General features: G+C 52.1%; 17 protein-coding genes and 1 pseudogene. 8 read left to right on the top strand and 10 right to left on the bottom strand.

Annotation, left to right across the window (positions count from 1 at the left end):
• The first annotated feature begins 18 nt into the window (after positions 1–18).
• Positions 19–741: pseudogene (locus NIM72_RS00550) on the top strand (glutamine amidotransferase).
• Positions 742–890: 149 nt separating this feature from the next.
• Here the strand turns inward: NIM72_RS00550 and NIM72_RS00545 are convergent.
• The 5 genes from NIM72_RS00545 to NIM72_RS00525 all read right to left on the bottom strand — a co-directional run bounded on the left by NIM72_RS00545 (position 891) and on the right by NIM72_RS00525 (position 6,229).
• Positions 891–1,511: a protein phosphatase CheZ gene (locus NIM72_RS00545; RefSeq protein WP_253417811.1), complete on the bottom strand. Its 621-nt coding sequence runs from the start codon at positions 1,509–1,511 to the stop codon at positions 891–893.
• 803 nt (positions 1,512–2,314) lie between these two features.
• Positions 2,315–3,343 carry an NADP-dependent oxidoreductase gene (locus tag NIM72_RS00540; RefSeq protein ID WP_161736720.1) on the bottom strand — a complete coding sequence of 343 codons (1,029 nt, stop codon included), beginning with the start codon at positions 3,341–3,343 and terminating at the stop codon, positions 2,315–2,317.
• Entirely contained in the window at positions 3,344–4,162 is an 819-nt protein-coding gene (locus NIM72_RS00535; RefSeq protein WP_253418316.1) for an oxidoreductase, read from the bottom strand. It lies immediately after the preceding gene.
• A gap of 132 nt (positions 4,163–4,294) precedes the next feature.
• Positions 4,295–5,077, bottom strand: coding sequence for an SDR family oxidoreductase (locus NIM72_RS00530; protein WP_253417809.1), 783 nt, complete (start codon positions 5,075–5,077; stop codon positions 4,295–4,297).
• A 60-nt stretch (positions 5,078–5,137) separates the two neighbouring features.
• The gene (locus NIM72_RS00525) at positions 5,138–6,229 is read right to left on the bottom strand and encodes an alkene reductase (protein ID WP_253417807.1); all 1,092 of its coding nucleotides are present in this window, start codon (positions 6,227–6,229) and stop codon (positions 5,138–5,140) included.
• A 133-nt stretch (positions 6,230–6,362) separates the two neighbouring features.
• On the opposite strand from NIM72_RS00525, the gene NIM72_RS00520 reads away from it, so the two are divergent.
• A complete protein-coding gene (locus NIM72_RS00520; protein ID WP_253417805.1) occupies positions 6,363–6,911 on the top strand; it encodes a TetR/AcrR family transcriptional regulator in 549 nt (182 codons plus the stop codon).
• Between the two features lie 885 nt (positions 6,912–7,796).
• Here the strand turns inward: NIM72_RS00520 and iolE are convergent.
• The 4 genes from iolE to NIM72_RS00500 form a co-directional block, all read right to left on the bottom strand.
• Positions 7,797–8,693, bottom strand: a complete 897-nt coding sequence (gene iolE / locus NIM72_RS00515) for a myo-inosose-2 dehydratase (RefSeq protein WP_253417803.1) — start codon at positions 8,691–8,693, stop codon at positions 7,797–7,799.
• Positions 8,694–8,780: 87 nt separating this feature from the next.
• On the bottom strand, positions 8,781–9,560 hold the full coding sequence (locus NIM72_RS00510; RefSeq protein WP_253417801.1) for a TIM barrel protein: 780 nt from the start codon (positions 9,558–9,560) through the stop codon (positions 8,781–8,783).
• A 9-nt stretch (positions 9,561–9,569) separates the two neighbouring features.
• Positions 9,570–10,577 carry a Gfo/Idh/MocA family oxidoreductase gene (locus tag NIM72_RS00505; RefSeq protein ID WP_161736714.1) on the bottom strand — a complete coding sequence of 336 codons (1,008 nt, stop codon included), beginning with the start codon at positions 10,575–10,577 and terminating at the stop codon, positions 9,570–9,572.
• Between the two features lie 33 nt (positions 10,578–10,610).
• Complete coding sequence (locus NIM72_RS00500) at positions 10,611–12,062, bottom strand: sugar porter family MFS transporter (protein WP_161736713.1); 1,452 nt, start codon at positions 12,060–12,062, stop codon at positions 10,611–10,613.
• 202 nt (positions 12,063–12,264) lie between these two features.
• Here NIM72_RS00500 and NIM72_RS00495 point away from each other — a divergent pair, with 202 nt between their 5' ends.
• Positions 12,265–14,253 carry a sigma-54-dependent Fis family transcriptional regulator gene (locus NIM72_RS00495; protein WP_253417799.1) on the top strand — a complete coding sequence of 663 codons (1,989 nt, stop codon included), beginning with the start codon at positions 12,265–12,267 and terminating at the stop codon, positions 14,251–14,253.
• A gap of 328 nt (positions 14,254–14,581) precedes the next feature.
• Positions 14,582–14,893, top strand: coding sequence for a cupin (locus tag NIM72_RS00490; RefSeq protein ID WP_253417798.1), 312 nt, complete (start codon positions 14,582–14,584; stop codon positions 14,891–14,893).
• Positions 14,894–15,077: 184 nt separating this feature from the next.
• Here the strand turns inward: NIM72_RS00490 and NIM72_RS00485 are convergent, their stop codons facing one another.
• A complete protein-coding gene (locus NIM72_RS00485; protein ID WP_161736834.1) occupies positions 15,078–16,196 on the bottom strand; it encodes an ABC transporter ATP-binding protein in 1,119 nt (372 codons plus the stop codon).
• A gap of 314 nt (positions 16,197–16,510) precedes the next feature.
• On the opposite strand from NIM72_RS00485, the gene NIM72_RS00480 reads away from it, so the two are divergent.
• Genes NIM72_RS00480 through NIM72_RS00465 form a run of 4 tightly spaced genes read left to right on the top strand, consistent with a single transcriptional unit; the run spans position 16,511 to position 21,139 of the window.
• A complete protein-coding gene (locus NIM72_RS00480) occupies positions 16,511–17,731 on the top strand; it encodes an extracellular solute-binding protein (RefSeq protein ID WP_222925548.1) in 1,221 nt (406 codons plus the stop codon).
• On the top strand, positions 17,731–19,080 hold the full coding sequence (locus NIM72_RS00475; RefSeq protein WP_202605113.1) for a carbohydrate ABC transporter permease: 1,350 nt from the start codon (positions 17,731–17,733) through the stop codon (positions 19,078–19,080). The genes NIM72_RS00480 and NIM72_RS00475 overlap by 1 nt, the downstream gene beginning before the upstream one ends.
• Before the next feature lie 10 nt (positions 19,081–19,090).
• Positions 19,091–19,942 (top strand): sugar ABC transporter permease, encoded by an 852-nt coding sequence (locus NIM72_RS00470; protein WP_033786803.1) that lies wholly within the window; start codon positions 19,091–19,093, stop codon positions 19,940–19,942.
• A 3-nt stretch (positions 19,943–19,945) separates the two neighbouring features.
• Positions 19,946–21,139 (top strand): glycosyl hydrolase 53 family protein, encoded by a 1,194-nt coding sequence (locus NIM72_RS00465; RefSeq protein WP_253417796.1) that lies wholly within the window; start codon positions 19,946–19,948, stop codon positions 21,137–21,139.
• Positions 21,140–21,162 lie beyond the last annotated feature (23 nt).

Below are 21,162 nucleotides of genomic sequence, written 5' to 3'. Positions count from 1 at the left end.
TAACAGGAGCCTGTCTTAATGCGGGTACACTTTACTTACATGAACGTTTCGAAGCACCAGGGCATAAGAAACATGGGCGAGAAATCAGGGTCATGATGTGACTTACTCACACTGATACGCAGGTGATGCGTTGTCAGCCAACGCTCAGGGCATCGATTTTCTAATCATTATGGGCGGTCCACAAGATCCAGCCACAACATCTGAAGCGTGCCCGCACTTCGATTCAAAAGGTGAGCAGGCGCTGATTGCCTCCGCTGTTAAAACCGGTAAGGCTGTGATTGGTATCTGCCTGGGATCACAGTTGACCGGTGAAGCGCTCGATGCGCCGTTCGCCCATAGCCCGGAAAAAGAGATTGGCAAATTTCCGATTACCCTGACTGAAGAGGGCAGAAGGGATGCGTTGTTCTCTCATTTTACGAAATCGCTTGATGTCGCCACTGGCATAACGGCATGCCGGGTCTTACTCCGGAAGCAAAAATGATTGCTTTCAGCGAAGGCTGCCCGCGCCAGATCGTTTCATATTACGACCATGTGTTTGGGTTCCAGTGCCATATGGAACTGACGCCGGATGTTGTTGAGCTGCTGATCGCGCATCCTGACAAAGATCTGAGCCGTGCTGCAGAATACCGCTTCGTTGATACGCCGGAAAAACTTCGGGCGCATGATTACAGCGAAAGGAATCAGGTACTCTTTGAATTTCTGAACAAGCTGGAAAAACGTTATAAAGCCGCTCAGGCATAAGGTCATTCCGGGTGAAAACTGTTGCCGGTTTTATGGCAGATAAGCGGGTGTTGAGCATGAAGAGGATTTTTGGCTTTCAGTCAGATTGACTTGCCGCCGACCTTCCTCTTCTCAATCATGCGTTCTCAGCCTTGCTTTTTTATATCTGCTTACATTCCCAGACTGGCCAGCAGGTCGTCTACATCATCCTGGCTGGCAGGGGTTTCTGATGAGGAAGCGGGTTTAGACGGCGCTGCGCGCTCGGTCGTGCCATGTGAACCAGTGTTATCACGGATGACCTGTATCAGCTGCTGCTCAGCCTGATTCAGCACGGCCATCATCGCCTGGACTATCTGTCCGGTAAGATCCTGGAAGCCCTGTGACATCATAATCGCGTGCAACTGCTGTTGTGTCAGACCCGTGATGCGGGGGACCTCATCCAGTAAGGCAACAGTATCAGCAGCTAATGCCTGATCCTGTTCTTTGTCCGACGGATTCCCGGAAGTGGCATCCCAGCGTTGAGTGAGCTTCTCCGCTTTTTCGCCCAGTTCGGTTTGCAGAGGCTGCGTGATCTCCACGCTGTTGATGACGCCCTCTGCGGCTTCACGGGTCATAGTGACCACATAACCCAGTCTTTCACGGGCATTGGGGATACTTCCCGCCACCTCTGCAATGGTTTTATCAAGCCCTAGCTGTTGCAGACTGTCGCGAAGCTGCCGCAGGATGGAGCCAGCACGCGCCGTGATTTCGCTAATTTCCTGCTGCTTACTATGGGTGTCGGATGGTGACATGAATGTTTTTCCTGCGGACAGAGTTTCGATATCTGAGGTTATCGGCAGAGTCCGGCGGTTTTTTAAATTTCCTGTGATTTTTCCCATCGAACAGACGTATCAGAATGTTAAAAAGACGCCTCGGTGCGGATAGTGTCAGGTTTGGGAAAGGGAAAAATGTGGCTGAATAGCTGTGTTCACACAGCGGGCTTTTTGCCTGGAGAATGTGCCAGCGGTTACGGTTGTTTTGATCGAGAAGCGGGCTTCGGTCGTTGTTCCCCTGCAGAGAGCGTAACCGTCAGCGAAGTTGCTTATTGATTAACAGAGGCATGCCAGCGGCAGCCATTAATAAGGTGCTTTTGATGGCCGGTGCGATGATTTGAAACGGAAATTAGCGCATCAGGTAAATCTTCATCGCTGCTATGAACGGTATAATATCTGTTCAGACAAACGGCGAGAGGTTGTAATCAAGTGCTGACGTATATCACGATTGGTACAAATGACCTTCAGCGATCCGCGGACTTTGATGACGCTGTTTTTAAAGCGCTCGATGATTCACGACTGCCAGCCCGGACAGAGGGCTGGGCAATGTGGGGTATTTACTTCAATGCCGACTGACCAATGTCCGCTTCTGGCACAGAATGGACTTGCGCGTCGCACTATACGCATCCAGCAAAAGCAGCCCCTGCGCCTCGTTTTTGATGCCTCTGACACAGAACCTATGTGCGCGCGTGGCAAGGTACGCTGTGAGAGAAATGCGCTCATGCTGCGCTTCTTGTCCGAAGCAAGAGACTCTGGCGATTTTCCTTAAGCAGATGCAGACCTCAGTTGCTGTCACTCGGTATCTTAACGACGACTTTGCCTTTCGCATGTCCCTGCCCAAGGTAGGCAAGAGCTTCTTTTGTTTCCGCGAAAGTAAATACCTTGTCGATCACAGGCTTGATTTGTTCAGTTTCTACGAGTTTACAGATTTGAGTAAGCTGATCGCCATCAGGCCGGACAAAAAGAAATGAATAGGTCAGGCCTCGCTTTCTGGTAAGACGCAAAATCCTGCGGCTCATCAGCCCGAACACAAAACGCAGGAGAAAGTTTAGTCCCCGAGTCCGGGCGAACGCAGTATCTAACGGGCCGACAAGAGAAACAATCTTCCCGCCCGGCCTGAGAATTTGGGCAGACTTTTCAATTGAGTCGCCTCTGATAGTGCCGAGAACCACATCGTAGTCACTCAACTGTTTTTCAAAATCTTGTTTTTTATAATCAACAACTTCATCTGCGCCAAGATGACTTACCCATTCGACATTGTCTGTACTGGTAGTCGTTCCCACCTTTGCACCAAATTGTCTGGCCAGCTGGATAGCAAAACTGCCAATCCCCCCGGAACCTGCCGGGATGAAAACCTTCTGGCCTGGCTGCAACCCGGCTCGATCTGTCAGCGCCTGCCAGGATGTGAGGCTCACCATCGGGAGCGAAGCCGCCTGGACGAAATCCAGGTTTACGGGTTTCATGGCCGCAGCGCTTTCAGTCACTAAAGCAAATTCAGCAAGAGAACCCGTTCCCGTGTCGAAAATGCTGGCGAAAATTTCGTCGCCTGGCTTGAAACGCGTCACGCGACTCCCCGCTGCGATCACAACCCCAGCTAAGTCGCTACCCAATGTGGCGGGGAGCTTGAAATGCAAAACCGGCTTGAATATTCCGGTTGGGATCAAGTTATCAATCGGGTTCAGACCCACGGCGTAAACTTTAACCAGGATTTCATCAGCAGCAGGGGCTGGATAATCGATGTTTTCAAATCCCAGCTCAGGGGATTTACCGTAGCGTTTAAACGTAAATGCTTTCATCGTCTTATTCTTCATTTATTGTTTTGCATCAAGCTGAAGACTTTTGCGCACCACCTTATCCAGGAATGACGCAGGGGCGAACCTGAGAATAAAATTCAACTGACCAGCCAGCTTTCCTGCCGTATAGCGAATCTTTGGACGTGAAGTCTGTGCGGCTTTAACCACCACGTCAGCCACCACCTCTGGACTTTCCGCCTCAGCCATTGCCTTGTTCACTACTTTCGTCAGCTTAGCCCGAATCTGGTCATACTCCTGAAGCCTGACGTCCGGCTCGATATTATTGGCTTCAAACTGTGTTTTCATGTAAGCCGGTTCGATGACAGAAACTCTGATGCCCTGCGTGCGCAGTTCATGATCCAGTGCGCCCGAATACCCTTCGACCGCATGCTTACTGGCCGCATAAAGTGCCACATACGGCAACGGAACGATGCCGAGTATCGAACCAATATTGATGATACGCCCGCTGCCCTGACGGCGCATATGAGGGATTACTGCCCGGCTCAACCTGACGATGCCCAGAAAATTGGTGTCGAAAATGTGCCTGGCCTGATCAACAGAACTTTCTTCCGCCGCCGCCGGAGCGACCCCAAAGCCCGCATTGTTCACCAGAACATCGATACGCCCTTCCAGACCCAGTAACTCCTCAATGGCGGCCCCGACAGAGGCGTCGTCGGTCACATCCAGCGTAAGTAACGGAAACGATTGTTTTCCCGCCTGTGAACCACGCCGGCTTGTGCCATATACAGTAAATCCAGCGGCTAAAAGTTTACGGGCAGTCGCTTCGCCGATACCCGAGGACGCACCGGTAACCAGTGCAACACGTTTTTTTATCATGCTGAATAAGACCTTAATGATGTGTTTGAGGTTTCTCATCGCGGATGAGACGACAGGCTGTAAGGGATTTATGTCGGATTTACCGCTGCGCAGAACAGCCGGAAGACCGTTCTGCACAGTGCACCTCATTGATTACCGTGTTTTATATCGTTCAGCGGCTTCATCCTGTTTGATGTCTGTAAGCAGCGCCTGACGCGAAGCATCAAGGGTGTCCCAGTGGGCAGCATTACGTAAAGGCGGGATGGTGACGAGTTCACGGCGGTCAAAGCCCACCAATGCGGCATCCACTAACTCGCCCACTTCCATGAAATTTGCCGAGTTACTGATGTCGATACCTGCGCGGTCCCAGATTTCCGTATAAGTGCCGGCAGGAAGCACCGCCTGGATATAAATGCCTTTAGATGACAGCTCGACATTCATTCCCTGAGACAGGAAAAGCACAAAGGCTTTGGTTGCTCCGTAAACCGTCATGGCAAATTCCGGGGCGAGTCCGACGATGGAACTGATATTGACGATCGATCCTTCGCCCGTTTGCACAAAGCGTGGCACCACGGCACTGGCCAGTCTGGTCAGGGCGGTGACGTTAAGCGCGATAAGGCTTTCTATCGAATCAGGCGTCTGCTCTGTAAAACTGCCAGACTGCGCGATACCCGCGTTATTGATAAGGGTGCCAATCCGTGTGTCTTCACGCAGACGGGATTCGACCGCGGCTAAATCACGCGTTTGCGTGAGGTCGGCAGGCAGAACGTCGACAGAAATGCCATTTTCCTGTCGCAGACGCGCGGCCAGTGTTTCTAACTTCGTTTTGTCGCGCGCGACCAGCACCAGGTCGTGGCCCCGGCTGGCAAACCGTTCTGCGTAAACAGCACCAATACCCGTGGATGCGCCTGTGATGAGAACTGAAGCTTTAGTCATAAGTTGATCTTCTTTATTAATGTGTAAAAAGAATCTGCAATGTGCGATGTATGTAGGGCTTTACTTGCTGGCCTCAGTCAGCGACGGGTAATCGGTATATCCCGCTGCGCCACCGCCATAAAGGGTTTCAGGATTGAGTGAGGCCAGAGGCGCGCCCGTCTTCAGCCTTTCGACCAGATCCGGGTTGGAGATGAACAAGCGACCGAACGCGAACAGATCGGCTTTGCCTTGCGCAAGCTGAGTGGACGCCAGTTCCAGGTCATAGCCATTGTTGCCGATATAGGTGTTTTTAAAACGCCGGCGCAGGGAGTCGTAATCAAACAGTGAAACATCACGCGGGCCGCCCGTCTCACCTTCAACTACATGGAGGTACACGATGCCTGATGCATTAAGTTCATCAGCGACGTAGTCATACAATGGCTGCGGATCACTGCATGAAATGGCATTAGCATGGGAAACTGGTGAAATGCGCACGCCGGTGCGGTCAGCACCGATCTCATCTTTAACAGCCGCTGTAACTTCCAGCAGCAGGCGCGCACGGTTCTCGATAGAGCCACCGTACTCATCGGTTCGCTGATTGGCGCCGTCTTTAAGGAACTGTTCCAGTAGATAACCATTCGCGCCGTGAATCTCTACACCGTCAAATCCGGCGGCAATGGCATTGGCCGATGCCTTTCTGAAATCGTCAATAATCCCCGGTATTTCCTGCAACTCCAGCGCACGTGGCTCAGAAACATCAGCAAAGCCATTATTCACAAAGGTTTTCGTCCCGGCGCGCATCGCAGACGGCGCGACCGGTGCAGCCCCACCCGGCTGTAAATCGACATGCGAAATTCGTCCTACGTGCCATAACTGTACAAATATGCGCCCACCTTTGGCATGCACCGCGTCAGTCACTTTACGCCAGCCATCGATCTGAGCCTGTGTGTAGATCCCCGGCGTATCCTGATAGCCCTGCGCCTGTGCGGAGATCTGTGTCGCTTCAGTGATCAGCAATCCTGCTGTGGCACGCTGGGCGTAGTAGGTCGCCGCCAGTTCGCCCGGTACCAGCCCCGCTCCGGCCCGATTACGTGTCAGCGGTGCCATCACGATGTGGTTGGCCAGTGTTGGTGAGCCAAGTTCATAGGGTTGAAATAATGTCTGATTCGTCATGCTTATTCGCCCGTTAATGGTGGGTTGTGGTGTCAATATAATGATGATGATCATAATCAATAAAGTCAACCCGTTTGATTATGGTCATCATCAATGTATACTTAAACTCAATTTTTAAGAGGGGCAGGAAACCATGAAAGTGTCGAAAGAGCAGGTTCGGGAAAACCGGACACGCATTGTTGAAACGGCCTCAGAACTTTTTCGTGAGCGCGGTTACGATGGCGTGGGCGTCGCGGAACTGATGGCTGCGGCGGGATTAACACACGGCGGGTTCTACAAGCACTTTAGTTCCAAGGCTGACCTGATGTCGGAGGCCATGAGATGTGGTTTTACGCGATCGGCAGAAAGTACGGTTGGTGTGAGCCGGGAAAAATTTATTGAATACTACCTCTCCCGACAACACCGCGATGATATGGGGAACGGGTGTGTGATGTCGGCACTAGGCACCGATACTGCGCGTCAGTCTGAGTCAATGAAGGCGGCATTTGCGGCCGGGATTGAACGTCAGCTCGCAGTGTTGGGGAATGAAAATGTAACGCGCGCTGAACTGATTGATAATATTGCACATCTTGTTGGTGCCCTGGTTCTATCTCGTGCCTGCCCTGATAACTCAGCACTGGCTGATGAAATTCTGGATGTGTGCCGTAATCGCCTTTGCAGTCAGGATGTCCATAAGGATTGAATATATTCTGTTGCGGGAATTATTTTATGAGCAGTGCAGTAATTAAATAACCCATGTCCGCTTCTGGCCCATGATACGGCTTTTGTTCCATGAGGACATTGTCATGTTCAATCTTCATAGTGTCAGGAGATTTGATTATGGATGTCCCATATGAGCGAGATGCAGACAGTATGGTCTGCCTCCGGGGAATATCGATCGCGACGATTACACCTGAGGATATAGCCGCACTGCTGCTCGTTCAAGCGTTCGGAGGGCGTATATTCCCGCTAACCGTACCCGGAGAGGCTGACCCTCGATCAGATTGCTGTTCACTTTGCTTCGGTCTGGGGTTGTGCGGCTGATGTGCCAGACCTTACGCCTGACAGCTATGTTGAATAGCTGCTCAGACAGACACCGATGACAAAGATGAAATCGGAAGTTACCACGGCGCCCCTTTATCGCCGCTGGTCAGCAACACTGTGGAAACCATTACCGGTCGTCCACCGGAGCGGTACGCCGAGTATCTGGTTACGAACTTTTGCACCGAAAGCCTGAATAAAGCTGACGAAAGATGAATACACCAGCCTGTATTTCCGGTTTAACTTTCAGCACAAAGCAGTCCGATAGGGTCTTAAATGCGTTTTAAGTGAAAACGGTAGCTAAAAATTATGCTCACTGCCTTCTGGTGGCTTCAAAAATAACGCATTGTATTAATAATTGCTTGGGTAATTAACAGTCGCCAGGCACCATCCTTTTTTCATCCAACGATCGATGCTAATCATCCAGGGTTAGTTTATTAGAGTAAGCACCAGGCATAATGGCAAGTTTATTTCATATTAAAAAAGGCGCTTAATCAGCGCCAGATGACCCTATATAGTAACCTGATGGCTAATTTTTAACGGCGACTCAGATTCCAATCTCATTTTTAACCCATGCTCGCGCTTTTTTGACCGTCTCTAATGGCGGTGCTTTTACCGGGTCTTGTTCTGCCTCAATAATTATCCAACCACTATAATTTGATTGTTTCAGAAAATTAATTACTGGCGTGTAATCGACGATGCCATCTCCAGGAATGGTGAACAGACCGTTTCTGACAGCATTATTAAAGCTCCAATCATTGTTGATCACATTATTTAATACATCTCCACGCACATCCTTCATATGGATATGTGCCACCCGGTTGCCGTAGTTTTCCAGCACCCAGCTAATGTCTATGCCAGCGGTTGTCGCATGGCCACAATCCAGCACGATACCTACTACATCATCAGTCGCTTCCAGGAATGCTTTCAACTCATCGTTAGTTTCTACAATCATCATCAAATGATGATGGTAAGCGAGACGCAAGCCGTAAGTTTTCAACAGTGACGCAGCCAGACTATTTACCTTCTGCGCATACTGCTCAAGATTGATGCTCCCTAAAGCTGGAGACAGCGATAATGGCTCATCCAGAGGAGAATTGCCTGGCATAACACCGCACTCACCATAAACCATTACTTTCGCCCCAAGAGACTTGAGAAGTAATGCGTGATTGTGAACAGCTTCAAGCTCTTCCTCGACGCTACGCTCAGCAAGAAATCCGTTAAACCAGCCGGATGCCAGCTTGAGCTTTGCGTTGGAGAGAATCGGCTGGAGTGTATTAATTGTTCCCGGGAATTTACGCCCCAACTCAATCCCTTCATAACCAGCTGCTGCGGCTTCTTCCAGGCAGGTTTCTAGCGGGATATCGCCGCCGAGATCTGCCAGTACATCATTGGTCCAGGACAGTGGACTCACTCCAACAAGAATACGCGTTGATACGCTCATATTTCTATCCTTCAAAATAAAAAGCACCGCTCCCGATGAGCTGCGAAGCGATGCTAACCAGGTCCTGCGAGGCTCGGGGGGCAGGGATTACAGGGTGAACGCTTCGCGGAAAGCGTCCAGCGCCGCCACAGAATCACCTGATGCCCAACCTTCCAGTGCTACCACGCCGTGGTAGTTGATGCCCTGCAGCGCCCGGGCAACGGCTTTGTAGTTGATCTCGCCCGTTCCCGGCTCCTTACGGCCCGGCACGTCAGCGACCTGGATTTCACCAATGTACTTCTCGCTTTTCTGAATCAGCTCAATCAGGTTTCCTTCACCAATCTGCGCGTGATAAATATCAAGGTTCATCTTCAGGTATGGGCTGTTCACTGCGGCAACCAGCGCAAGCGTATCGTCTGCTTTGGCGAAAGGCGTACCCGGATGGTCAACGGCCGTATTCAGGTTCTCCAGAGTGAACACCTTGCCGGCTTGCTCGCCCAGTTTTGCAAGCTCATCCAGCGTTTTCTTCGCCTTCAGCCACATGTCACCGGTTACTACTTCAACTGGTTTCACAGGCAGGCCGACATTGTTCAAACCGGTTCCGTGCAGGTTCAGTGACGGACAGCCAAGACGACAGGCAACCTCAATTGACTCGCTGGCACTGGAAAGCAGCTGTGCAATCTCTTCGTCGTCGGTCAGGTTTCCTGAGATATAGCCGGTCATTGAAGTAATGCGGGCACCGGTTTTCACCAGCGCTTCGATGTCTTTCTGGGTCCAGTCCCAGATTTCCACGCCGAAGCCCATGGCGTGAAGGCGTTCCACGCGCTCAATGAATGGCAGTTCGAGGAACACCATTTCAGCGCATACGGATAATGAATAGTCAGACATGAGTAATCCTTACAGAGTGATCGGCTGAGACTGCTGAACAGAGGCAATACATGCCAGCGCAATTTCCAACGCGTTGCGAGCATCTTCGCCCGTTGCCTTCGGGGTTTCACCGGTCGCAACACAACGCACGAAGTCGGTCAGCTCTGCTACATAGGCATCACGCAGCAGATCGGTATCGCGGCGTGCAGTATCGATTGAGATACCCTCAGCGGTGTACCGCACGCAGTTGTTCACGTTCATATTGCCAGCCTGCAGCATTCCTTTGCTGCCGAACACTTCACCACGCACGTCGTAGCCATATACTGCCTGGAAATTAGCTTCAGCAGTAGCTATTGCGCCGTTATCAAAACGAATGTTCACTACGGCGGTGTCCAGCAATCCACGGTCTTTAAAATCAGGGCGAACTAAAGCATCGGCAACGGCATAAACCTGGGTAGGTTTCGCCCCCGGGTTCAGGTGAAGCAGGATGTCGAAGTCGTGGATAAGGGTTTCCAGGAAAATGGTCCAGTGTGGGATTGGAGCAGGATCGCCCAGGCCTGGATCGCGTGTGGTTGAACGCAGCAGCTGCGGCACACCAATTTTACCTGCTTTGATTTCTTCGTAAGCAGCAGCAAAACCGCTCACGAAGCGACGGTTGAAGCCAACCTGCAGCGTAACACCGGCTTCTTCAGCGGCGTTGATTGCCTTATCTGCCTCTTCCAGAGTCACAGCCATTGGCTTCTCACAGAAAACGCCTTTACTCGCCTTTGCTGCTGCTACAATCAGCTCAGCGTGAGTACGCGCTGGCGATGCTATAACGACTGCGTCGATGTCAGGGTCATTCAGCATTGCCTGCGGGTCGGTATAGGATTTTTGTGCGCCCAGTTTAGCGGCCAGTTTCTCTGCGGCGCCTGGAACAGGATCTGCAACTGCTACTAAAGTGGCACCTGGAATACGTTGAGCAACCGTTTCACCATGAAAACTGCCCATACGACCTGCGCCAATCAGACCAACGCGCACAATATTTTTTAAAGACATGTGACTCTCCTCAATATGTAGGGTATTTAAGGCTTACTTTTGGGATACCGATTCTGGTGTAACGAGCGGTTGCTGCTCATGTCCAAAACGACGGGATTTAGAAAGCATCAGCGGTTCGATGTGCTCCAGCGATACACCTTTTGTCTCAGGCAGGAAGCGGCCAACGAACCAGAAAGCGATGACGCTGAACCCGCCGCATAGCAGCAGCGGGAAGGCGCCGTGGAAATGCTCCATCAGTGCCGGACTGCGGTTCATCATTGGAAAGCTCTGAGTAACGATGAAGTTTGAAATCCACAGGGAACAGAAGGCATAGCCCATCGCTACAGCGCGCATACGGTTCGGGAAGATTTCTGATATCAGCAGCCAGGCACCGAGGCTCCATGACAAGCCGAATACAAAGATAAATCCCACTAAGCCAACCACCGGCAGGTAACCTTTGGCTTCGTTCATGAAGGCCCAGGAAGTGAAGAACAGGAAGGCAGCGCAACCTAAAGCACCCCAGCGAAGTAACGGAATACGGCCCACGCGGTCAAACGCAACCAACGCAATACTGACACCCGCTAACAAAGCCAGACCCAGAAAAATGCTTTGAAACAGAGAGTCCTGTGTATTACCCGTCACGTTCTGCAACAGCGATGGTGCGAAATACATCAGGATATTGATGCCGGAAACCTGCTGAAGCACGGCAACGGCACAACCGATCCACAGAATATAAGATGCCTTTTTGTCCTTAAGGATGCCGCGCTGCGATGGCGCACTGGTTGAGGCGGAATCAACATCAATAGAACTACGGATCTCGGCGTATAAGCGTTCAGCATGTGCTGCGTTGGAAAGAGAGGTCAGCACCTTGAGTGATTTCTCTTTTCTGTTATGCATCGCATACCAGCGTGGCGATTCTGGCATAAAGAAGGCCATCACCAGGAACAGGACGCAGGGAACCAGTGCTGACGCCAGCATCCAGCGCCAGCCCATCGATACAATCCATTCGTGAGCCGCCCCTTTGGCAATCAGATAGTTCACCACGTAAACCACCAGTTGGCCGCTCACCATCAGCATCTGCTGCATACCCAGCATGCGCCCACGCAGATCTTTCGGAGACACCTCGGCGATGTAGAGTGGAGTAACGGCAGAGGCCATTCCCACGGCCAGACCGCCAATCATGCGATAGATAACGAACCAGGTAAGGTCATTGGCGAGAGCCGCGCCGACTGCTGAAATGGCAAACAGAACTGCAGTAATGATTAATGTCGCTTTACGGCCAATATGGTCAGTAAGGCGCCCGACACCCCAGGCACCAATAACACATCCCAAAATAACGTTAGAAACCGCCCATCCACTTTCAGCAGGCGTGAGCGATAAATGTTCAGTCAGTGGTTCGATAACGCCTGAAATAACAGAGGCGTCATAGCCAAGAATGATCCCGCTGACTGATGCGATGGCACAGATGAAAATGAGGTAAGGCACATTATGCTTTCGTGTAGACATTTCAATATTTCTCCACGGTGGTTTTTATGATTTGTATTTGTAGGTAAGACCTTTCTGGTTAGCAATGAATGTGCCAACTCACACATCGCTGTTTTATATGGGAATAAAAAAAGATGACGATCACAAAGTGTTTATAAAAAGGACATGTCTCCATAACATGTCTATAGAATGGACATATTCAAAATATTAGATAATGAAACGTATGAACCATAAAAACGAAAAAACGTGGGACGAGGAATGGGAGCTGATCGCCAGGCTGAACCATGCGCAGAAATTTGACGAATACATAGAAGAACTGGGGATAGCCTGGAAAGCTTTCGAGCAGGGAAATGTACCGAAAGGCTTACGCCCGGCTGTTCACGCATCATGGATACGTAGCCATGAAGAAGGTATTGATGCCTATCGCTTCGAATACCAGTTATGCGCAGAGCACGAACTTCGCAGAGTCATGACACGGAACTCGGCATTAATCGCCATAGCGCGCGATATCATGCGTAATCTGCTCGCCTATAATCCTGATGGTCACATCAATCTGACTGACGCTAATGGTGTAACGATGCACTATTGTGGCCAGGATTTAACGCCAGTAGGCAGTATTCTCAGCGAGGCAATATCCGGTACCAACTGCACCGGTCGCTGCATTAAAGAGAACAAACTGGTCTATATGCTGAGCGCAGAAAATTATAAAGAAGCGCTGCGTATTCGTGGCAAACACTGCGCTGCGGCTCCCATCCGGGATGAAAATGGCGTTATGCTGGGCGTGCTGACATTAACTGCCAATCCTGGCTATTTTCACTACCATACTCTGGGAACCGTTCAGGCTGCTGCAGAGGCAATTTCACAGCAGCTGATTTTGCGTCATTTAGTAAATGAGCAGGAATCAGTAATGGAATCGCTGAATGAAGGCGTTCTGGTTGTCAGTGAGAGAGGCACAATTCGGCAGTTAAACCGCTATGCCCGCCAGATATTAGGTATACAGGAAGATGTCCGCTTCCGTGATGCTGATGAAGTATTCATGCCGGATGATTGTTCATTCAGAGAGCTGCCAGCCTGTAAAGATCGCAACATTACTCTTTCTCCTGGCCCTGTTTCGCGTATCACATGTGTGATTTCCGTTGTTATCACACCTGAAGGTGGCCGCGTCATTTCTATGCGTGATAACCGCCGTATACGTGATATGACGCGTCGTGTTATTGGCAGTAGTGCCAGCTATACCTTTGACATGATTCTCGGCCAGTCACGCATAATGCAGGATACGCGTAATAAAGCACGTAACGCTGGACGCAGTGATAGTACTGTACTGCTTACAGGCGAAAGCGGTACCGGCAAGGAGCTATTTGCTCAGTCCATCCATAATGGCAGTAATCGCAATGCCGGTCCGTTCCTTGCTGTTAACTGTGGCGCAATCCCTCGTGATCTTGTGCTGAGCGAACTGTTTGGCTATGAGGATGGCGCGTTCACCGGTTCAAGACGTGGTGGCTCAGCGGGTAAATTTGAACTGGCAGATGGAGGAACGCTGTTCCTTGATGAAATCGGTGATATGCCGCTCGATGCGCAAGCCAGTTTGTTGAGAGTACTGCAGGAAGGTGAAGTGACGCGCATCGGCGGGAAGCAACCACTAAAAGTCAATGTGCGTATTGTTGCTGCAACCAATCGCGATCTGAAAAGAGATATTGATAATGGCTCATTCCGTCGTGATCTCTATTTTCGCCTGAACGTGATCAGTCTGCCCATTCCACCTTTGCGAGTCAGAAAAGAAGATATTAAAGAGCTGACTGACTGGTTCTGCGAAAAAATATGCCGCGCACTCAATCGTGAACGCGCATTACTTTCCGGTTCGGCGCTGCAGATGATGGAAAACTATGACTGGCCCGGAAATGTGCGTGAACTGGAAAATATTGTTGAACGAACCATCAACCTGACCGAAACGGACGATATCAGTGATAAAGATCTACCTGAGGAGCTTCGTCTGTCCGCCTGTGCCATTTCCGATATACCAGGCGAGAGCGTGAAAAGTTTTAGTCTGAAGGATGGCGAGAAGACGCTAATAGAACTCTGTCTGATGGAAAAAAAGGGCAATATGCGTCAGGTTGCCATCGCGCTGAATCTTTCACGCGGTGCGCTGTATAACAAAATGAAGCGTTACGGGATTGAACCCGATAATTACCGCAGGTTGTGTCATGATGTCTGAATCAGCTGTAACAGACCGGAAAAACGTCCGCCTTTGGCACTGAGCGGACATCGGCTCCGTCCCGGGCCTGAGATATGCCGTAAGAGAGCGTTTGCCACGCACAGAGATCATCGGGCAGTCATCTGATAAAGAACAGGGTTCTGACTTCGAAACACCCTGATTCTAAGCGCATTCGATTTCCCGGCCTCGTTCTCTGATCCTGCATCCCGGCTTTACCCTCAAATGGACAACGCAGGGACAAATCAGGACAACATACGGGCAGCGTATGGAACCCATCAACGCTCTCAGCTATTCATGACGTTAAATCATGTCTGTTGAGGGAGAAAAGATGAACTTTTATCGCAGTAAAGCATTTACCGGCTCTAAAGCCTGGGATGCTCAACACATTGCCAGCTTCGATAATATCAGCGTGAAACTTCACTGGACCGATCAACCCTATAGATGGCACATCAATGACGGACAGGAGGTTTTTGCTGTTATGGATGGGTGTGTTGAGATGCAATACAAAGAAAACGGTGATATCAAAAGCAGGATACTCAACACAGGTGATATTTTTTATGCCAGCGAAGGTACAGAACACATTGCGCGTCCACAGGGTGTCGCCCGCGTGTTGGTCATTGAAAAAGAGGGTTCCGTTTAATCAAGGTCTGCTCCGTTAACCGGTAAAGCCGGATGTCAGTGTTTGCTTTGGCCATCAGTAATACCAGCCAGCTACCCGCAGGCTGGCGTGAACGGGATAATCTTGCAGGAAACGGCAGACCAGACCTATGTTTGCCAGGGGCAGGCTGTCGATGTCATATCCAGCCTGCCAGATTTATAAAACCTCAGGCCGCACGCACCTGCGGCATCGCAATATCTGCGCTGATACGTGCGCCGTCGGCATCAAACACCATGCAGTGGTGCGGATGGAAGCTGGGACGCAGCGTCTGATAAGGGCGGAAATGCACATCGCCCGGCAGCAGCATCTTAAAGCCGTCGTGGCCGTGGCTCTGACCAAACAGATAGGTATTATTGCCGAGCCGTTCCACAACCTCGCAGTGGAAGTCGATATTCAGAGGCGCATCGCCGTTGATCTGCAACTGTTCCGGCCGGATACCCAGGGTGATCTCATCTCCTGACTGCAGCTGGCGGATGGGTGAGGGGAGTTGCAGCCGGTGTTCGCCGTCATTGATCAGGGCGACCAGCCCGCCAGGGCCACACTGCTCTACACGCGCGGGCAGGAAGTTCATCTTCGGCGAGCCGATAAAACCCGCAACGAAGCGGTTGATCGGGTTGTAGTAGAGTTCCATCGGCGAACCGACCTGTTCCACCTTGCCGTAGTTCATCACCACAATCTTATCGGCCAGCGTCATCGCCTCCGTCTGATCGTGCGTCACATAAACCATGGTGGTTTTCAGCTCCTGATGAAGCTTAGCGATGTGCAGCCGCATATCGACACGCAGCTCTGCATCCAGGTTCGACAGTGGCTCATCAAACATAAACACCCGGGGATTACGCACAATCGCGCGACCAATGGCGACACGCTGACGCTGTCCGCCGGAAAGCTGCTTAGGTTTACGATCCAGTAGTTGCCCCAGCTGCAGCGTCTTCGCCACCATTTCAACCTGATGCTGAATCTGCGCTTTTGGCAGCCCGTTGACCTTCAGGCCGTAACCGATATTCTCCGCTACCGTCATATGGGGATAGAGCGCGTAAGACTGAAACACCATCGCCACCCCACGATGCGAAGGTGCGACATCATTCATCACCTCATCGCCAATCAGAATCTCACCGTCACTGATCTCTTCCAGTCCGGCAATAAGCCTCAGCAGCGTGGATTTTCCGCAGCCTGATGGACCGACGAATACTGCAAACTCACCAGCTTCAATATCGAGTGCGATATTTTTTAGCGTTTCTGTTTTACCAAAGCGTTTGGTGACATTTCTCAATCTGATGCTGGACATGCTGAACCTCATGGCAAAGAGTCTGGTGGCTAAAATGTACGACGTATAACAGTGGGTCAGATTCCACGTCAGGCCTGATGGTGCCTGCATTGACTATAACGTTCCGTCCGGGCACGCCCTATCGCTGTTTTTGATTTCTGTAATACCGATCACACATTGGTGCAAACGGGCTGGAGCGCAGCACCTATTCCGCGTAGCGTATGACTCAAATGCGATACGTTACTCATACTTCATATGCACAATCAGCATGTGTTTATAAAAAGAACATCAGCAAATGGCAGCTAAAAATGTCATACCTTCACACGAGGCCGGTAATGAAAATCAAAATCAGCGTTACGCTACTCCTCTCAGCATTGATGCTTAATCAATCCGTCTGGGCCGCTCAGCAACTCACCGTCTGGGAAGACATTAAGAAATCGGACGGCATCAAAACGGCGATCGCCGATTTTCAGAAACAGTTCGGCATTGACGTAAAAGTGCAGGAGATGCCGTTTGCGCAGCAGATTGAAAAGCTGCGTCTGGATGGCCCGGCCGGAATTGGCCCGGATGTGCTGGTGATCCCAAACGACCAGCTCGGCAGCGCGGTAGTGCAGGGCTTGCTGGCTCCGCTGAAAATCGATGCGGCAGAGCAGAGCGCTTATACGCCTTCGGCAATGGCCGCGTTCACACAGAATAACGTGGTCTACGGCGTGCCTAAGGCGGTTGAAACCCTGGTGCTGATCTACAACAAAGATCTGCTGCCCGCGCCGCTGAAAACGCTGGATGAGTATCGCGCGTTCTCGCAGAAGCAGCGCGAGGCAAAACAGTATGGCCTGCTGGCGAAGTTTGACCAGATTTACTACAGCTGGGGCGTGATGGCACCAACGGGGTCTTACATTTTTGGTAAAGACGCAAAAGGTGTGATTAACACCAACGATATCGGGCTGAACACCCCTGGTAGCGTGGAAGCGGTGACCTATCTCAGGCGCTTCTTCAGCGAAGGATTGTTGCCTGGCGGCATCATGGGCGACAACGGCCTGAATGCCATCGACTCGCTGTTTACCGAGAAGAAAGCGGCGGCGGTGATCAACGGGCCATGGGCGTTCCAGCCTTATCAGGCTGCCGGGATCAACTACGGCGTGGCACCCCTGCCATTGCTGCCTAACGGCAAACCGATGAGCTCTTTCCTGGGCGTGAAAGGCTATGTGGTGTCGACATGGAGTAAAGATCAGGCGCTGGCGCAGAAGTTCCTGACCTTTATCAACCAGCCGCAGTATGTGAAAGAGCGCTATCAGAAGACTCAGGAGATCCCACCGGTTACTGCGCTGATGAACGATCCGATTATCAAAGATGATGAGAAAGCCAACGCGGTTGCGGTGCAGGCGGCGCGAGCCTCAGCCATGCCGGGTGTGCCGGAGATGCAGGAAGTGTGGGGCCCGGCCAATGCGGCGCTGGAGCTGAGCGTTTCCGGCAAGCAGGAGCCAAAAGCGGCGCTGGATAACGCGGTGAAACAGATCACCATGCAGATTGAAGCGATGCAGGCCAGCAACCAGTAATGCTGGTTCACGGGATAACCGTACAGGATAAGGATCAGAGTGTGGCTATATCTTCCGATGAACATCTGGTGACCGCTAAGCGTCCGCGTCGTCATGCGACGACCGGTGCGTTGCTGGCACTGCTGCCTGGCTTCGGCCAGTTTTATCACCGCCAGTGGGCGAAAGGCTTGTGCTTTCTGATTCTGCTCAGCAGTTTTACCGGCGTCTTCCACGATTTTCTGCGAGAAGGATTCTGGGGGCTATACACGCTGGGTGAATCGGTGCCGCGCGATAACTCCATTTTCCTGCTGGCGGAGGGAATTATCAGCGTGCTGATCGCCGCCTTTGGCGTGGCGGTCTGGGGATTGTCGGTGCGCGATGCCTGGGTCAATGGCGTTAAGCGCGACAGGGGGCAACCCCTTAACAGCGTGCGTCAGCAGTATCAGCTGCTGCTGCGCGACGGCTTCCCCTACCTGATGATTTCGCCGGGGTTTATTCTGCTGGTTTTCGTGGTGGTGTTTCCGATTCTTTTTGGTTTTGCCATCGCCTTCACAAACTACAACCTCTATCACACGCCGCCGGCGAAGCTGGTGGACTGGGTAGGATTCAAAAACTTCATCAACATTTTTACGCTGTCGATCTGGCGTTCCACCTTCTTCGATGTGCTGCAGTGGACGGTGGTCTGGACGCTGCTGGCGACCACACTACAGTGTACCGTCGGCGTGATGCTGGCGATTCTGGTCAATCAGAAGGACCTGCGCTTTAAGCCGCTGATCCGCACCATCTTTATCCTGCCGTGGGCAGTGCCGGGTTTTGTCACCATTCTGGTCTTCGCCGGGATGTTCAACGACAGCTTTGGAGTGATCAACAACGCAATTCTCGACTTCTTTGGCATTGCACCGAAAGCCTGGATGACCGATCCATTCTGGACCAAAACCGCGCTGATTATGATGCAGACCTGGCTCGGCTTCCCGTTTGTGTTTGCGATGACCACCGGGGTGCTGCAGGCGATCCCGGACGATCTCTATGAGGCGGCGATCATGGACGGTGCCAGCGCCTGGACGCGGCTGAAAACCATCACGCTGCCGCTGGTGCTCTACGCCATTGCGCCGATCATCATCACGCAATACACCTTCAACTTTAATAATTTCAACATCATCTATCTGTTTAACAACGGCGGTCCGGCGGTGGCGGGGTCGAATGCCGGAGGCACCGATATTCTGGTGTCGTGGATCTACAAGCTCACCATGTCGTCGTCGCAATATGCTATCGCCGCCACGATTACCATTCTGCTGTCGATTTTCGTGGTAGGTCTGGCGCTGTGGCAGTTCCGCGCGACCCGGTCGTTTAAACAAGATGAGATGGCGTAAGGGAGCAGTTATGGCGAAGTCCGGCAGTATTAAACGCGAAAGGTGGATACGCCTGTCGCTGACCTGGCTGGTGGTGCTGGCCGTCTCGGCCATCATTATCTATCCGCTGGTCTGGACGGTAGGAGCATCACTGAATGCAGGTAACAGCCTGCTCAGCAGTTCGATCATTCCGGAGAATGCATCGCTTCAGCATTATCGCGACCTGTTTAACGGCACGGTGCCTTACCTGACCTGGTACTGGAATTCGATGAAAATCAGTTTCCTGACCATGGTGCTGACATTAATCAGCGTCAGCTGTACCGCTTACGCTTTTTCCCGTTTTCGGTTTAAGGGACGGCAGAATGGACTGATGCTGTTTCTGCTGCTGCAGATGATCCCGCAGTTTTCAGCGCTGATCGCGATCTTCGTCCTGTCGCAGCTGCTGGGATTAATCAACAGCCACCTGGCGCTGGTGCTGATCTACGTTGGCGGGATGATTCCGATGAACACGTATCTGATGAAGGGCTATCTCGATTCGATACCCAAAGATCTCGATGAGTCAGCGCGCATGGATGGCGCGGGCAACTTCCGCATCTTTGTTGAGATCATCATGCCGCTGTCGAAGCCGATTCTGGCGGTCGTTGCGCTGTTCTCGTTCACGGGGCCGCTGGGCGATTTCATTCTCTCCAGCACCATTCTGCGCACGCCGGAACAGTTCACGCTGCCGATTGGACTCTACAATCTGGTGTCGCAAAAAATGGGTGCCAGTTACACCACCTATGCGGCCGGAGCCGTGCTGATCGCTGTGCCGGTAGCCGTGTTCTATCTGGCTCTGCAAAAATACTTCGTCTCTGGCCTGGCTTCAGGCAGTACTAAAGGATAAATCATGACGCCCAAAACATTGATTCTCGCCCTGGCGCTGGCCTGGGCGACGCCGCTGCTCGCCGCCGATAAGCCTGCCATCGGCTCTGCCGGGCCGTGGCCCGCCGATTTTATCAAAGGTGCGGACATCTCTTCACTGGCAGAGCTGGAGAAGCAGGGCGCGAAATTCTACAACGCGGACAACCAGCAGCAGGATGCTATCGCCATTCTGAAAGCCAGCGGCATCAACACTATCCGGCTGCGGTTGTGGGTCGATCCCACTGACGGCAGCGGTCACACCTACGGTGGTGGCGGCAACGAGCTGGCGACTACGCTGGCGCTGGCGAAGCGGGTTAAAGCAGCGGGCCTGAAGCTGCTGCTGGATATTCACTACAGCGACTTCTGGACCGATCCGGGCAAGCAGTTCAAGCCCAAAGCCTGGCAGTCACTGACCTTTTCGCAGCTGGAAACGCAGGTGCATGACTACACCCGCGACACCATCGCCCGCTTTAAAGCAGATGGCGTCATGCCGGATATCGTGCAGATTGGCAACGAGCTTAACGGCGGCATGCTCTGGCCGGAAGGCAAGAGCTGGGGCCAGAACGGCGGCGAGTTTGATCGGCTGGCCGGCCTGCTGAAGGCGGGCATCAGCGGGGTGCGCGAGAACCTCAGCGATCCGCATCAGGTGAAGATCATGCTGCATCTGGCCGAGGGTACTAAAAACGATACCTTCCGCTGGTGGTTCGATGAAATCGTTAAGCGTGATGTGCCGTTCGATGTGATCGGTCTGTCGATGTACACCTACTGGAACGGCCCGATTAGCGCTCTGAAAGCCAACATGGATGATATCTCCCGGCGCTATGACAAAGACGTGATGGTGGTGGAAGCCGCCTATGGCTACACGCTGGAAAACTGCGACAACGCTGAGAACAGTTTCCAGGCAAAAGAGGAGCAGGCAGGCGGCTATCCCGGCACGGTCGCGGGGCAGGCGGCCTATCTGCATGACCTGATTAAAGCGGTGCTGGCAGTGCCGGACCATCGCGGCAAGGGTGTGGTCTACTGGGAACCGGCGTGGATCCCCGCGCCCGGCAATACCTGGGCTACGCCCGTCGGCATGAAATATATCCACGACGAATGGAAACAGGGTAACGCCCGAGAGAACCAGGCACTGTTTGACTGTCACGGCAAGGCGCTGCCTTCGCTACAGGTTTTTCATTAACTATCAGCACTAACGCTGATCTC

Origin of the sequence: Pantoea sp. B550, from assembly GCF_024158165.1 — a bacterium.
GTDB lineage: Bacteria > Pseudomonadota > Gammaproteobacteria > Enterobacterales > Enterobacteriaceae > Pantoea > Pantoea alfalfae.
The sequence above is the reverse complement of the archived record's forward strand: the minus strand, read 5'-3'. Positions and strand labels throughout refer to the sequence as shown.